Origin of the sequence: Proteus columbae (assembly GCF_002777965.1) — a bacterium.
GTDB classification, from domain to species: domain Bacteria; phylum Pseudomonadota; class Gammaproteobacteria; order Enterobacterales; family Enterobacteriaceae; genus Proteus; species Proteus columbae.
This window is the reverse complement of record NZ_NGVR01000011.1, coordinates 1-15,124: the sequence shown is the minus strand read 5'-3', so window position 1 is coordinate 15,124 and position 15,124 is coordinate 1. Positions and strand designations below refer to the sequence as shown.

The 15,124-nt window shown below is 38.4% G+C and carries 14 protein-coding genes; 11 read left to right on the top strand and 3 right to left on the bottom strand.

Annotation, left to right across the window (positions count from 1 at the left end; all coding sequences use genetic code 11):
* Positions 1-378: 378 nt before the first annotated feature.
* From aroK to trpS, 7 genes are all read left to right on the top strand, one after another.
* A complete protein-coding gene (gene aroK / locus CBE70_RS05340; protein WP_129586866.1) occupies positions 379-900 on the top strand; it encodes a shikimate kinase AroK in 522 nt (173 codons plus the stop codon).
* A 51-nt stretch (positions 901-951) separates the two neighbouring features.
* Complete coding sequence (aroB, locus tag CBE70_RS05335) at positions 952-2,046, top strand: 3-dehydroquinate synthase (protein ID WP_100158527.1); 1,095 nt, start codon at positions 952-954, stop codon at positions 2,044-2,046.
* 170 nt (positions 2,047-2,216) lie between these two features.
* A complete protein-coding gene (locus CBE70_RS05330; protein WP_100158526.1) occupies positions 2,217-3,155 on the top strand; it encodes an SPOR domain-containing protein in 939 nt (312 codons plus the stop codon).
* Between the two features lie 82 nt (positions 3,156-3,237).
* The gene (dam, locus tag CBE70_RS05325) at positions 3,238-4,053 is read left to right on the top strand and encodes an adenine-specific DNA-methyltransferase (RefSeq protein ID WP_100158525.1); all 816 of its coding nucleotides are present in this window, start codon (positions 3,238-3,240) and stop codon (positions 4,051-4,053) included.
* Positions 4,054-4,097: 44 nt separating this feature from the next.
* Positions 4,098-4,769: a ribulose-phosphate 3-epimerase gene (rpe, locus tag CBE70_RS05320; protein WP_100158524.1), complete on the top strand. Its 672-nt coding sequence runs from the start codon at positions 4,098-4,100 to the stop codon at positions 4,767-4,769.
* A complete protein-coding gene (locus CBE70_RS05315) occupies positions 4,769-5,458 on the top strand; it encodes a phosphoglycolate phosphatase (RefSeq protein ID WP_100158523.1) in 690 nt (229 codons plus the stop codon). Before rpe ends, CBE70_RS05315 begins: the two co-directional genes overlap by 1 nt.
* A gap of 21 nt (positions 5,459-5,479) precedes the next feature.
* Positions 5,480-6,508, top strand: coding sequence for a tryptophan--tRNA ligase (gene trpS, locus CBE70_RS05310; RefSeq protein ID WP_100158522.1), 1,029 nt, complete (start codon positions 5,480-5,482; stop codon positions 6,506-6,508).
* A gap of 90 nt (positions 6,509-6,598) precedes the next feature.
* Here the strand turns inward: trpS and CBE70_RS18475 are convergent, their stop codons facing one another.
* The 3 genes from CBE70_RS18475 to sodA form a co-directional block, all read right to left on the bottom strand.
* Entirely contained in the window at positions 6,599-6,724 is a 126-nt protein-coding gene (locus CBE70_RS18475) for a hypothetical protein (RefSeq protein WP_408634001.1), read from the bottom strand.
* A gap of 125 nt (positions 6,725-6,849) precedes the next feature.
* Entirely contained in the window at positions 6,850-7,524 is a 675-nt protein-coding gene (gene yiiM, locus CBE70_RS05305; RefSeq protein WP_100158521.1) for a 6-hydroxyaminopurine reductase, read from the bottom strand.
* 115 nt (positions 7,525-7,639) lie between these two features.
* On the bottom strand, positions 7,640-8,263 hold the full coding sequence (sodA, locus tag CBE70_RS05300; RefSeq protein ID WP_075672604.1) for a superoxide dismutase [Mn]: 624 nt from the start codon (positions 8,261-8,263) through the stop codon (positions 7,640-7,642).
* A 372-nt stretch (positions 8,264-8,635) separates the two neighbouring features.
* Here sodA and acs point away from each other — a divergent pair, with 372 nt between their 5' ends.
* The 4 genes from acs (at position 8,636) to CBE70_RS05280 (ending at position 14,732) form a co-directional block, all read left to right on the top strand.
* Entirely contained in the window at positions 8,636-10,594 is a 1,959-nt protein-coding gene (gene acs / locus CBE70_RS05295) for an acetate--CoA ligase (protein WP_100158520.1), read from the top strand.
* Between the two features lie 158 nt (positions 10,595-10,752).
* Positions 10,753-11,064: a DUF485 domain-containing protein gene (locus CBE70_RS05290; protein ID WP_100158519.1), complete on the top strand. Its 312-nt coding sequence runs from the start codon at positions 10,753-10,755 to the stop codon at positions 11,062-11,064.
* Positions 11,061-12,716: a cation acetate symporter gene (locus tag CBE70_RS05285; RefSeq protein WP_100158518.1), complete on the top strand. Its 1,656-nt coding sequence runs from the start codon at positions 11,061-11,063 to the stop codon at positions 12,714-12,716. Before CBE70_RS05290 ends, CBE70_RS05285 begins: the two co-directional genes overlap by 4 nt.
* Before the next feature lie 432 nt (positions 12,717-13,148).
* Positions 13,149-14,732 carry a phosphoethanolamine transferase gene (locus CBE70_RS05280; RefSeq protein WP_100158517.1) on the top strand — a complete coding sequence of 528 codons (1,584 nt, stop codon included), beginning with the start codon at positions 13,149-13,151 and terminating at the stop codon, positions 14,730-14,732.
* Positions 14,733-15,124: the final 392 nt, after the last annotated feature.

Genomic DNA, 15,124 nt, shown 5'->3' with positions numbered 1-15,124 from the left:
TTCCTCTATTCTTGGAGGTAGGGCCTTTTATATGTAATATTGATCGATTGATGACGAAAAAGACAATATTATCAGGTGCGGTTTTCCGGCTAAATTGTGTTAGAATCTCCGCGTTGCCAACAAAGATAATTACTTTTTTAGTAGTTTTTGTTATGTACTGTGGGCAAAGGGATTTTTATCCTATGTTGTCGCTTATGACGGCATGTGGTTATTTTATAGCGATCTACTGAAAGAACTCAGTCTTATTATGAGAGTAGATAACAAATGTTATCAGGTGTGAATTAGATAAACACTCATAAATTTCAGTTTAGGTCCCGTCGCTGAATGAATTTGGCGGGGCGGGTTATCATTAACGAATATCTTAGTAATACCAAAAACATGGCAGAGAAACGTAATATCTTTCTGGTTGGGCCTATGGGTGCCGGCAAAAGCACTATTGGTCGTCAGTTAGCTCAACAACTTAGTATGGAGTTTTATGATTCCGATCAGGAAATTGAGCGGCGTACAGGTGCGGATGTAGGTTGGGTATTTGATGTTGAAGGCGAAGAAGGCTTCCGTCAACGAGAAGAAAAAATAATCAACGAACTCACTGAAAAGCAAGGCATTGTACTCGCAACAGGTGGTGGTTCGGTGATATCGCGAGAAACCCGTAACAGATTATCTGCACGTGGTGTGGTTGTTTATTTAGAAACCAACATCGAAAAGCAGCTCGCGCGTACCCAACGTGATAAAAAACGTCCTTTATTGCAAGGTGTTGAACCTGTGCGCGATGTCTTAGAGACATTAGCTGAAGAACGTAATCCTCTTTATGAAGAAATTGCTGACATCACTATTCATACTGATGATCAGAGTGCAAAAATTGTAGCCAATCAAATAATTGAATTATTAGAACAAAACTAATAAATTCAGCTATTTATAAGGTTAAGTAAAGACAATAAGAAGGCCACTGTTATGGAAAAAATCACTGTCACATTAGGTGAAAGAAGCTACCCCATTACCATTGCTTCTGGCCTTTTTCATCAAGAAGATACCTTTTTACCTTTAAAATCAGGGCAGCAAGTTATGATAGTCACAAACGTGACACTTGCTCCACTCTATTTAGAAAAGGTAACGGACGCCTTAAAAAAACAGGGTGTTTTGGTTGATAGCGTAATTTTGCCTGATGGCGAACAATATAAATCGCTTGAAATCATGAATGATGTCTTTACTGCATTATTAGAAAAAAATCACAATCGAGATACAACACTTATCGCATTAGGCGGTGGTGTTATTGGTGATCTAACCGGTTTTGCCGCAGCAAGCTATCAACGTGGCGTTCGCTTTATCCAAGTACCAACAACACTATTGTCACAAGTCGATTCTTCTGTTGGTGGAAAAACCGCGGTTAATCACCCTCTTGGCAAAAATATGATTGGTGCGTTTTATCAGCCCGCTTCTGTTGTTATCGATCTCGATTGTCTTGCCACATTACCACCTCGTGAACTTTCATCGGGTTTAGCTGAAGTTATTAAATATGGCATCATTTTAGATAAAGACTTTTTTATCTGGCTTGAAAATAATATTGATAAACTCTTAGCTCTTGATCCTAAAGCTATGGCATTTTGTATCCGTCGTTGCTGTGAGCTAAAAGCTGACGTCGTTGCTGCTGATGAAAAAGAAACGAGTGGCTTGCGCGCACTACTCAACCTTGGTCATACCTATGGACACGCCATTGAAGCTCATATGGGATATGGTGTGTGGTTGCATGGTGAAGCCGTTGCTGCAGGTATGGTAATGGCGGCAAGAACATCCCAAGCACTTGGTCAATTCACTGAAGAAGAGACTCAACGTGTTATTCAATTGCTTGAGAAAGCCAATCTCCCCGTCAATGGCCCTATTGAAATGACACCTGATGACTATTTACCTCATATGATGAGAGATAAAAAAGTATCTGGTGGCAAATTACACCTTGTTTTACCAAAAGGTATCGGTCAATCCGAATTGCGTGCCGATATTACTCGCGAACAAGTCCGCAAAGCGATAACATCTTGCATTAATGCAAATTAAGCTCCCCATTACCTGACTAGAAACAAACCAGAATATTCATTTAAGGAAAATTCTGGTTAATATTGTCAAATGCAACGTTTCAGAAAAAGCGTTTCATCCTTATACTATGAGGTAATGGCTAAGGCTGAATAGAATATTTTTCGCTTTTTGACGCTCTGACGGAGGGCATAATGGACGAGTTCAAACCTGATAATGAAACCAAGGGTAATAATTCACTCACACCTGATACATCGGATAGACCTGAACGTCGAACCAACCGACCTCGTAGCAATCCATTAAAAAACGCACGATTCTCTGTATCCCGTCAACAGATGATGATTGGTGTAGGTGTTTTAGTCCTTATTCTGCTAATCATCGCAATAAGTTCAGCATTAAAATCACCAGAAACAACTGAGCCTACGCCTTCGACCAATACAGAAAGAAATATCGACCTGTCTCAACAACCGTCATCCGTTACGCCTTCAGAAAATGGTCAGCCATCAACACCTCAAGCTATTTCTGGGCAAGATATACAGCCAGCAACACCACCTTCACAAAATTTACCTCCAATGATTGATTCGCAAGGTCAACGTGTTGAGATCCCAGGAGATATCGTTGATTCTTTAAATCAACAACAAGCAGGCATTAATCAAGCGACTAATCAGCAATTAAATGCTCAACAACCAAATCCTGCACAGCCTGTTACACAGCCACCGGTCACCAAACCTGTACAACCCGTACAAAAACCGGCAGAAGTAAAAACACCGCCGACAAAACCGGTCACACCACCAGCAACAACGCAACCAAAACCTGCAACGACTAAACCTGTTGTTTCAGGCTCATTATCAGCAGGTAACTTAAGCACTATCCCTGCCACTAACTATACGTTGCAATTAAGTGGTGCAAGTCGCCAAGATACCTTAGAGGCTTTCGCTAAAAAGAACCTCAATGGAAACTACGCTATTTACAAAACACAGCGTAATGGTAATCCATGGTATGTACTCATCTATGGAAATTATCGTAATATAAGCGAAGCCAAACAGGCTGTTTCTTCTTTACCAGCGCCAGTACAAGCAAAACAACCTTGGGTTAGACCGATGAAACATGTTCATCAGGATCTAAAAAAATAATTAAGACGAAGTTCACCGCTGATATGCTGTCTGAAACAGAGTACAATCGGCGACTCTGAAACGATTGAGAAATTTGGACGGCATGAAAAAAAAACGCGCATTCCTAAAATGGGCTGGTGGTAAATATCCTTTGGTAGATGACATTAAACGTCATCTGCCTGAGGGTAATTGTTTAATTGAACCTTTTATGGGTGCCGGTTCTGTTTTTTTGAATACAGAATACGATTCATATATTCTTGCCGATATAAATAGTGATCTAATTCATCTCTATAATACGGTAAAGCTACATCCTGAAAAATTTATGAAGGATGCTCGCTTATTATTTACCCCTCAAATGAATATCGCAGAAGAGTTTTACCAACTACGACAAGAATTTAATCGTTCAACGGACGCTTATCAGCGTAGTGTGTTATTTCTCTATCTTAACCGTCATTGCTACAATGGGCTGTGTCGTTATAATTCAAAAGGTGAATACAATGTCCCTTTTGGTCGTTATAAAAAACCTTATTTTCCTGAAGCAGAGCTAATTTGGTTTTCTGAAAAAGCACAAAAAGCCGAATTTGTTTGCCAAAGCTATTCATCAACTATGACAAATGCAAAAAAAGGTGCCGTCGTTTATTGCGATCCGCCTTATGCACCATTATCACCGACTGCAAATTTCACGTCATACCATACAAATAGCTTTAGTTTTCAAGAGCAGGAACATCTGGCTCAACTTGCCTCAATGCTGGCTTACGAGAGACAGATACCCGTGTTAATATCAAATCATGAGACTGCGTTAACAAAAGAGTGGTATGTAGACGCAAAAGAGCTACACAGTGTGAAAGTCAGAAGAACAATCAGTAGTAACACACTTGGTCGTAGCAAAGTGAACGAATTACTTGCCTTATATAAATAATCGTTAACACCTCCCGACAATGGGGGTGTTGTCTGGAGAATGCGATGAAAGACTTTCTGATTGCCCCTTCTATTTTATCCGCTGATTTTGCTCGCCTTGGTGAAGATACTGAAAAAGTACTTGCAGCTGGCGCAGATGTTGTCCACTTTGATGTTATGGATAACCACTATGTTCCTAATCTGACATTTGGTGCGCCAATTTGTAAGGCTCTGCGCAACTACGGTATTACAGCGCCCATTGATGTTCATCTAATGGTTAAACCCGTTGACCGTATCATTCCTGATTTTGCAAATGCGGGTGCAACTTATATCTCATTTCACGCTGAAGCCAGTGACCACGTTGACCGTACAATTCAACTAATAAAAGATTGTGGTTGTAAAGCAGGCTTAGTGCTTAATCCAGCAACCCCATTAAATTATCTCGATTATGTAATGGATAAATTGGATCTTATTCTGCTGATGTCTGTTAACCCAGGCTTTGGTGGTCAATCATTTATTCCTAACACCCTCGATAAATTACGCCAAGTTCGTAAAATGATTGATGATGGTGGTTATGACATTCGTTTAGAAATTGATGGTGGTGTTAAAGTCGATAATATCGCTGAAATTGCCCAAGCAGGTGCAGATATGTTCGTTGCTGGCTCAGCTATTTTCAACCAACCAGATTATAAGCATGTTATTGACAATATGCGCCGTGAATTAAAAAAGGTATCGTAATGACAGACAAAAAACTCAAAGGCATTCGTGCTATCGCCTTTGATCTTGATGGCACACTCACTGACAGCGCTGTTGGACTAACAGAAGCAACAGATTACGCATTAACATCAAAAGGTTTTGCACCTGCTGGTAAACATAATGTCACAATTTGGGTGGGTAATGGCGTTGATATGCTACTTACGCGCGCTTTGCATAACGCTGGCGTAGAAGATGTCACAGAAACCTTATTAAAAGAGATGCGTGACCTTTTTGATGAACATTATGCAACTTCAGTCAAAACAGGCAGTGATTTATTCCCACACGTCAAAGAAACGCTTGAAGTATTAGCTTCACATAACATTCCATTAGGTATCGTCACCAATAAGCCTTCACCCTTTATTGCGCCGCTATTACAGCAACTGGAAATTGATAAATATTTTTCCTTAGTGCTAGGGGGAGATGATGTCAAAGAAAAAAAACCACATCCAGCACCATTATATTTAACAATGGGTACATTTGGTGTTAAAAAGGAAGAACTCCTTTTTGTTGGGGACTCTCGCAACGATATTATTGCAGCACAAGAGGCACAATGCCCTTGCGTAGGTTTAACCTATGGCTATAACTATGGCGTCTCTATCGCAGACAGCAAACCTGATTATACTCTCGATAATTTTGCTGACCTGCTATCAATCCTCGACATCACGCAATGACAACTGTGGAACAGAATTAAGATGACGACTTCAGTAGAAAAAACGGCACAAAAGCCAATTGTATTCAGTGGTGCACAGCCTTCTGGTGAACTCACTATTGGTAACTACATGGGTGCATTACGTCAATGGGTACAAATGCAAGATGACTATGATTGCATTTACTGTATCGTTGACCAACACGCCATTACAGTTCGTCAAGATCCAAAAGAACTTAGAAAAAGAACCTTAGATACGCTGGCTCTTTATCTTGCTTGCGGTATTGATCCAGAAAAAAGCACTATTTTTGTTCAGTCACATGTTCCACAACATGCACAATTAAGCTGGGCACTTAACTGCTATACCTATTTTGGTGAATTGAGCCGAATGACTCAATTTAAAGATAAATCAGCCCGCCACGCTGAAAATATCAATGCAGGGTTATTCGATTATCCTGTGTTAATGGCAGCGGATATTCTGATTTATCAAACAAACCAAGTTCCTGTTGGTATCGACCAAAAACAACATCTTGAATTAAGCCGTGATATTGCTCAGCGCTTTAACGCTATTTATGGCGATATATTCACCGTACCAGATCCTTTTATTCCAAAAGGCGGTGCTCGTGTGATGGCATTACAAGATCCAACTAAAAAAATGTCTAAGTCTGATGATAACCGTAATAACGTTATCGCATTACTTGAAGATCCAAAAGCAGCAGCGAAAAAGATCAAACGTGCAATGACAGACTCAGAAGAGCCACCTCGTGTTATTTACGATCTTGAAAACAAAGCAGGTGTATCTAACTTACTGGATATTTTAGCTGGTGTAACCGGTAAAACTATTCCTGAATTAGAAGCTGAATTTGAAGGCAAAATGTACGGTCATCTAAAAGGTGCTGTTGCTGATGCCGTTTCTGAAATGCTAACCAATATTCAAGAACGCTTTAATACTTTCCGTAATGATGAAGTGCTACTTAATAAAATCATGAAAGAAGGCGCAGATAAAGCCAAAGCTCGTGCTCAAGCAACCTTAGACAAGGTTTATGACGCAATCGGATTTATTGCACATCCGTGATTTGTCATTAATACATAAAAAAAACACCCCAAAGTTGGTGTCCAACTTTTGGGGTGCAGTTCATTTTTAGAGAGATGTTTTTTATCGCGTTTACGCCATTGAATGAACCAGTGTATCTTTCAATTTTTCCTTACGCGTTTCTTCATCCCAAGCCACACGATATTCTTCATCTTCCATCATCTCATTATGTAATTCTTTATGGCTTCTCAATTTCATTGAGCACCTCTAGCAACATCAGTACCCATAGTACGGATCTCGAAAAGACCATTTTCTTAACTTTAAAATTAGCCTACAAGCTAATTTGTATTAATAATCTCATTAATTATCAATTTGTTAACTAATTAACCTTTAAACAATCGTCTATCAAAACTCTCTATTGTTTGATTTTGCAGTCTTAGCTGCATAGTCTTACTCCAACTTGCTGATAATCCTGCGGCACTTAATAGACGATGATAAAGTTCTTCATCAAAAGGCATATGAAAAGCAATCGAAATCGCTTCTTTAACAGAGATATCACTGTTTCTTGAAACCAGAACAAGAGGATGATGACTGCCTGTTTCTCCTGTACTCACAACACGATATAACCAACCACAATAACCACTATCTTGCATAATTTGTGAAAAGTTACTGACTTCTGTCACCGTATTGAGTTTATAACAAGGAGAACGAGGTTGAGTTACTTGAATGAGTGCAGTTCCCCATTGATAAATATCCCCAATAAAAACATTCTCTTCAGTCATGCCTGTTGTTGAGATATTTTCACCAAATGCGGGAGCATGAAAAAAATCCGTCAACTGTGGGAATTGCTCAGCCCAATAAAGATAATGTTCTTTAGGATAGTGACAAAGTGCGCGATCAGGACCACCATGAAAACTCTTTTCTGCTTGCTCATCACCTTCTAATCCCAATGATGTCAATTTGATATGGCCATCCACCAGCCTTTTGGTGATCGCACTGGTAAATCCATTAGATGTTGTTGTGATATTACCGATAAAAACACTAGGAAAATAACGCATGGCTCACTACCTAAACAGAAAAGAATAACTCATAGTAAAGATAGTGTTCAAAAGAAACAATGCCGACATTTGTCGGCATTGAAAATATAAAAGAGAAAGGAAGTTATCTACTCAATTATGCTTTGCTCTGAAAACGTTTTTGCGCTTCGTCCCAGTTAACAACTGACCAGAATGCTTTAATATAATCAGGGCGGCGATTTTGATATTTCAAGTAGTAAGCATGTTCCCACACATCTAACCCTACAATTGGGTAACCAGATGCGCCAGCTAACTCTTCACCCATTAATGGACTATCTTGGTTTGCAGTAGAAACTACTGCAAGTTTGCCATCGTCTTTTAATACCAGCCAAGCCCAACCAGAGCCGAAACGGCTAGCTGCGGCTTTTTCAAATAACTCTTTAAAGGCATCAACGCTACCAAAATCGCGCTCAATCGCATCTTTTAGTGAACCTTGTAATTGAGTACCTAGCTTCAGGCCTTTCCAGAATAATGAGTGATTAGAGTGACCACCTGCGTTATTACGTAAAAAGGTACGTTGATCAGCAGGCACTTTATGAAGATTTTTCACTAACTCATCAATCTCTAAACCAGCAAGCTCAGGTAATTTTTCTAATGCTGTGTTGGTATTATTCACATAAGTTTGATGATGCTTAGTATGGTGAATTTCCATTGTACGTTCATCAAAGTGAGGTTCTAATGCATCATAAGCATAAGGTAGTGCAGGTAATGTATAGCTCATATTAATCTCCAGTGCTGTTTTATCTTGGATCACATCATGTGATTTATCTTTTCATTTCATTATAGTGAAAAAAACGTTAATGAAAATCATTATCATATCCATGTTATTTTTGTGGTTTTTTTATCCAGCACGGTTAAATTAATTTTAACAGTATATTATTTTAATTTAAAAGCTTTCTATTAAACGATAATCCTATTAAACAAGAAAATAGTAGATAAATAGTGCCCAACTAGCTTTAGCACTAATTGAACATTCCATGAAAAGCATTTCCATTAATTCGTGATCTTCTGCGCAAAAAAGAAACAATCTTTATTCGCCCTCTTTTGTTAACGACTTTTTGACATAGTATTAACAATAGTGAGGAGAACTATTATGACAAAAATAAACCAACATCATATTCCTGCAAGCATTGCAGAACACGCCCTGATCAATAAAGAGCAATACCAAAAAGATTATGAATTATCCATCAAAAGCCCTGAGGCCTTTTGGGCAGATAAAGGGAAAATCATTGACTGGATAAAACCATATACTGTGGTAAAGAATACTTCTTTTGACCCAGGCCATGTACGCATTCGCTGGTTTGAAGATGGTCAGCTAAATATCAGTCAAAACTGTCTTGATCGCCACCTTAAAACACGAGGTGATCAAGTCGCCATTATTTGGGAAGGTGACTCACCTAATGAGTCGAAAAAAATCACTTACCGACAACTCCACCAAGATGTTTGCCAATTCGCTAACGTATTAAAAAAGTTAGGTATTAAAAAAGGCGATGTTGTGGCGATTTATATGCCGATGGTGCCAGAAGCGGCAGTTGCTATGCTCGCTTGTACTCGTATTGGTGCTATCCATTCTGTTATTTTTGGTGGTTTCTCTCCTGAAGCTGTTGCAGGCCGGATCATTGATTCAAAAGCTAAATTAGTGATTACAGCGGATGAAGGATTACGTGCAGGTCGCGCTATTCCTTTAAAGAAAAATGTTGATGATGCTTTAAATCACGCAGATATCCCTCCTATTAATCATGTAGTGGTATTTCGTCGAACAGGACATACCGAACAATGGATTGAAGGACGTGATGTTTGGTGGGATGAAATCATTCAAGGTGTCAGCTCTGAGTGTGATGTTGAAGTGATGGATGCCGAAGATCCTCTCTTTATTCTGTATACCTCAGGTTCAACAGGCAAACCTAAAGGTGTACTGCACACAACGGGAGGTTATCTCGTTTATGCTTCAATGACCTTCAAATACACCTTTGATTATCATGAAGGTGATATTTATTGGTGTACCGCTGACGTGGGTTGGGTAACAGGACATAGCTATTTACTGTATGGCCCTCTGTCGAATGGCGCTACTACTGTTATGTTTGAAGGTGTTCCTAATTACCCATCAGTTAACCGTATGGCTCAAGTTGTTGATAAGCACCAAATCAATATCTTATATACAGCACCTACGGCAATCCGTGCATTAATGGCTGAAGGCGATAAAGCGATTGAAGGTACTCAACGTACCTCTCTGCGTATTCTAGGCTCCGTAGGTGAACCTATTAACCCAGAAGCATGGGAATGGTTCTATCAGAAGATGGGGCGTGGCCAATGTCCTATCGTTGATACATGGTGGCAAACAGAAACTGGTGGTTTCATGATAACCCCATTACCGGGTGCTATGGATCTAAAACCTGGCTCCGCAACACGTCCTTTCTTCGGTGTTCAGCCTGCAATTGTCGATAATATGGGAGAAATACAACAAGGGGCTTGTGAAGGCAACTTAGTGATTACTGATTCTTGGCCAGGTCAAGCAAGAACACTTTTTGGCGATCACGATCGTTTTGAACAAACTTACTTCTCAACCTTTAAAGGAATGTATTTCTCTGGGGACGGAGCTCGCCGAGATGAAGATGGTGACTATTGGATAACAGGGCGTGTTGATGATGTCTTGAATATTTCAGGTCATCGTTTAGGAACAGCAGAAATTGAATCAGCTCTTGTTGCACATCCTAAAATTGCAGAAGCCGCAGTGGTTGGTATTCCTCACAATATTAAAGGCCAAGCTATTTATGCTTATGTCACTTTAAATCACGGTGAAGAGCCAACACCTGAACTTTATACTGAAGTTCGCAACTGGGTACGTAAAGAAATAGGACCAATAGCCACACCCGATATCCTCCATTGGACAGATTCCTTACCCAAAACACGATCAGGGAAAATTATGCGCCGTATCTTGCGTAAAATTGCCTCTGGCGACACAACTAACCTCGGGGATACCTCAACACTCGCTGATCCGGGTGTTGTAGAGAAACTGTTAGAAGAAAAACAGTCTCTATCACTCACTGCTTAATACACAACAAATAGCTGTCATTTAAAAAACGTAATACGGCAAAGCAAAGGCATAAAAATGCCTTTGCTGGGCTCTCTTACCTAAAAATCATGAAATGCGGGGGATTGAAGCCTCTAAATCAAGTGATAAACCAAACAATTATATAGAGGAGAACTCTGATGAATGCCAATATTTATCAAGAGATAGAAAACAACCCTCGCTTTAAAGAACTGGTTAATAAACGTAGTCGTTTTTCATGGACACTTTCAATTATTACTCTCGTTATGTACGTCTCATTTATCTTGCTTATTGCGTTCTATCCACAATGGCTAGGTACACCACTGTACGAAGGAAGCTACATTACACGAGGAATTCCTATTGGTATGGGTTTAATCATCGCCTCATTTTTATTAACAGGCGTTTACGTTATTAAAGCCAATACTGAGTTCGACAAACTTACCGCTGAAATTATTGAAGAGGTAGAAAAATGAGAAAGTTACTTTATGCAATAAGCTTATTTTTCCTCTTCTCAACGGTTGCTTACGCTACCGCAATAACAGAAGGAGGTGAGAAACAACCTATGAATATTCAAGCCATTATCATGTTCCTAATATTCGTAGGATTAACGCTTTACATCACTTATTGGGCTTCTAAACGTACCCGCTCTCGTGCTGATTACTATACTGCCGGAGGCAAAATTACTGGCTTCCAAAACGGAATGGCAATAGCTGGTGACTTTATGTCTGCCGCATCCTTTTTAGGGATCTCCGCTCTAGTTTATACCTCTGGTTATGATGGACTTATCTATTCAATTGGATTTCTGATTGGTTGGCCTATCATTCTTTTTATCATTGCTGAACGCTTACGTAATTTAGGGCGCTATACCTTTGCTGATGTTGTCTCCTATCGCTTAAGCCCTAAACCTGTGAGAACACTCTCTGCGATTGGATCACTGGTTGTTGTTGCTCTTTATCTGATTGCACAAATGGTAGGTGCCGGTAAATTAATCGAACTCCTTTTCGGCTTAAACTACCATATTGCCGTTGTGCTCGTCGGTATTCTAATGGTGCTATATGTTTTATTTGGAGGCATGTTAGCCACCACTTGGGTTCAAATCATTAAAGCTATTTTATTACTTGCAGGTGCAAGTTTTATGGCTGTTATGGTTATGAAAGCTGTCGATTTTAATTTTAATACCTTATTTAAAGAAGCCGTTAGTGTTCACTCAAAAGGATTCTCTATCATGAGTCCTGGTGGATTGGTTTCTGATCCTATATCTGCTCTCTCTTTAGGTCTTGCATTGATGTTTGGTACGGCAGGACTTCCTCATATCATCATGCGCTTCTTTACTGTTAGTGATGCAAAAGAAGCCCGTAAGAGTGTTTTCTATGCAACAGGTTTTATCGGTTATTTCTATATTCTTACTTTTATCATTGGTTTCGGCGCTATCTTACTCGTTAGCCCTAATCCTGTGTTCAAAGATGCCGCTGGTGCTTTGATTGGCGGAACCAATATGGCGGCTGTTCACTTAGCGGATGCAGTTGGCGGTAATTTCTTCTTAGGATTTATTTCAGCCGTTGCCTTCGCCACTATTTTAGCCGTTGTTGCAGGGTTAACTTTAGCGGGCGCATCTGCGGTATCGCATGATCTCTACGCTAACGTAATTAAAAATGGTCACGCAGATGAAAGGCAAGAGCTAAAAGTATCCAAAATTACTGTGGTTATCTTAGGTATTGTCGCTATTGGTTTAGGTATTTTATTTGAAAAGCAAAATATTGCCTTTATGGTGGGGTTAGCTTTCTCAATTGCAGCAAGCTGTAACTTCCCAATTATATTGTTATCCATGTATTGGAAAGGTCTGACAACACGAGGTGCAGTCGCGGGAGGATGGTCTGGTTTATTAGTTGCTGTCACGTTGATGATCTTAGGACCAACAATTTGGGTAAGTATTTTAGGTCATGAAAAACCCATCTATCCTTATGAATATCCAGCATTATTCTCAATAATTATTGCTTTTGTTATCTCATGGCTTTTCTCTATTACAGATAAATCATCTTTAGGTGAACAAGAAAAAGCAAAATTCCAAGCCCAGTTTATTCGTTCTCAGATTGGCTTAGGTATTGAACAAGGTAAACAGCACTAACAGCCTGAAATAATGTTACCTTTCTAAATAAAAATAGCCCCAAAGTGAATTTCAACTTTGGGGTTATTCATTTCCAATAATTTTTATCCATTACAATAAAAATCTTGATCCTATTTCTGTCATTTACTTATTTAGAATATTTTCAAACTTTAACTACATATCTATACGATTATTTAAATAACTTATTATTAGTTATTCTACTGTTATAAAAAGAAAAAAATTAAATTAAAATCAATTAATTACAAATAAAAATAAACATAACTTATCTGATACATAGCATATTAATAAAACCCAATATCCCAAAATAGTGAGAAAGAAACATAGCAACATCAATTTCAGACTCACTTCAGCCAAACAAGGCTTGTATTGTCAAAAGGTAAATGGTTAACTTTTTATTCTACATAAAAAGAGGTGGTAGTTTTTAAATAGATTATGTTCCAATTAACTCATTACGCACTTTTATTTTTCTTATCTATGGCACCTGCAATATTGGGTGGTTCAACGCTGCATATAGAACAAAAAATCTATATTGTTCTTATTGGTTGGCTACTTATACTGATATGTAGTGGCATTTATCGTTCTCTTTTTGGAAAAATAATAACCTTTATTACTAGTGCGCTATGGTCTTTAAACCTTTCTATTTCTCTATTTTTCTATCGAGAACACGATATTGCCTTTTCGTCATCCATTGCTGAAACTTTTATAAATACCAACGGCAGCGAAACTGTCGGTATGCTCTCTTATAATAAGTACTATGTCTTATTTTATATATGTGCTTTTGCCATTTACTATTTTTTCATCCATAAAGCAGCTCAAGTCCATGATCTAAAAACGACAAAAAAAAGCATGACTGCTTTGGTTGTATTAATAGCCATCATTCCAATTTATAAAAACTTAGCATTAAGGAACGATAACAACAGTAAATTACTTGCAGAATATACCCTTCTGAATACACCTTTTTATAATGCAGCAGCACTTGTCCGAACCTTCCATGAAAATCGTCAAATTAGAAGAATTGCCTCTCAAAAAGTTGAATTTCAATATAATAAAAAGAATGATAATACAGAGGTTTATATCCTTATTCTTGGAGAATCCGTTCGTAGAGATCATCTAGGAATTTATGGCTACCCGCACGATACAACACCTAATCTAATGAAAGAAAAGAGTAATCTTATCCTATTCAATCAAGTTTATTCTCCGGCACCAGTAACCATACTTTCTGTACCAATTTCACTCTCAAATATAGGGTTGGAACAGTTACAAGATAAAAATCATTACGCTGATAATATTGTTTCTCTTGCCAATCATGCTGGATTTAAAACATATTGGTTAAGTAATCAAGGTGAAGGTAATCAGAAAACCAGTGTTATTTCTGTCATTGCTAATATGGCTCAAAATAAAAAATGGAATGAATTTATCGGTTATGATGAAGAGCTACTTCCTTATTTAGACAAAGCTCTCAATGAGCCATCTGCACAAAAAAAATTAATCATCTTACATACATATGGTAGCCATGAACCGGCCTGTAACCGATTTCCAAGTCAGTATTTAAAGAAGTTCACACAAGAAGATGATGATAACTGTTATGACAGCTCTATTGCTTATACAGATAAATTAATTAATGACATCATCGAGAGAGTCAAAGATAAGCCAGCTTCTATTCTCTACTTTGCAGATCACGCTTTACAGCGTCTCGATAAAAATAGAGAGGTTCGTTATCATCATGGTGTAAATACACCACGAAAAGAAGCTTATGATATACCATTGTTTATTTGGTATAGCCCATCATCTATTAAACCAATTATTAATAATGAAGTGTTAAATAAGCCTTATTCAACAGTAAACAACTATTGGCTACTAAGTAGCTGGCTTGGGATAGAACATAACTCCCCCCAAAAGTGTCAGTCACCATTAAATGAGTGTTATCAGCCTAAATCACCAATCACAGTTATTGATGGTAATAAAAATCTCTTAAACTATGATTTATTGCGTTCAGAAGAGCAGGAGCCTCAATAAAATCCTCGTTAAAAATATCTATCTAAATAAAAAATACACTCCGTAATAAAGAGTGTGTTTTTTATATTTCCACCATCGGCTTTTAATAAGAATCATCAGTGATAACAAGTAATAAAAAGATCAGAACGCTAGGGATTAAATTTTAAGTGATATTAGATTCTTTATATTGGGATAACATTACTAATGGAGTGCCATAAATAGTGTTTAACAGCATGAAGATTAGCTATTTTATTGAGGAATGTAACAACAGTTTCTAATTAACGACTAACATATAAGCTATATAACGCCCAAACGCAAAAAAGCCAACCCACTGGGTTGGCTTTCTCGTCTTATTTAATGCCTGGCAGTTCCCTACTCTCACATGGGGAGACCCCACACTACCATCGGCGCTA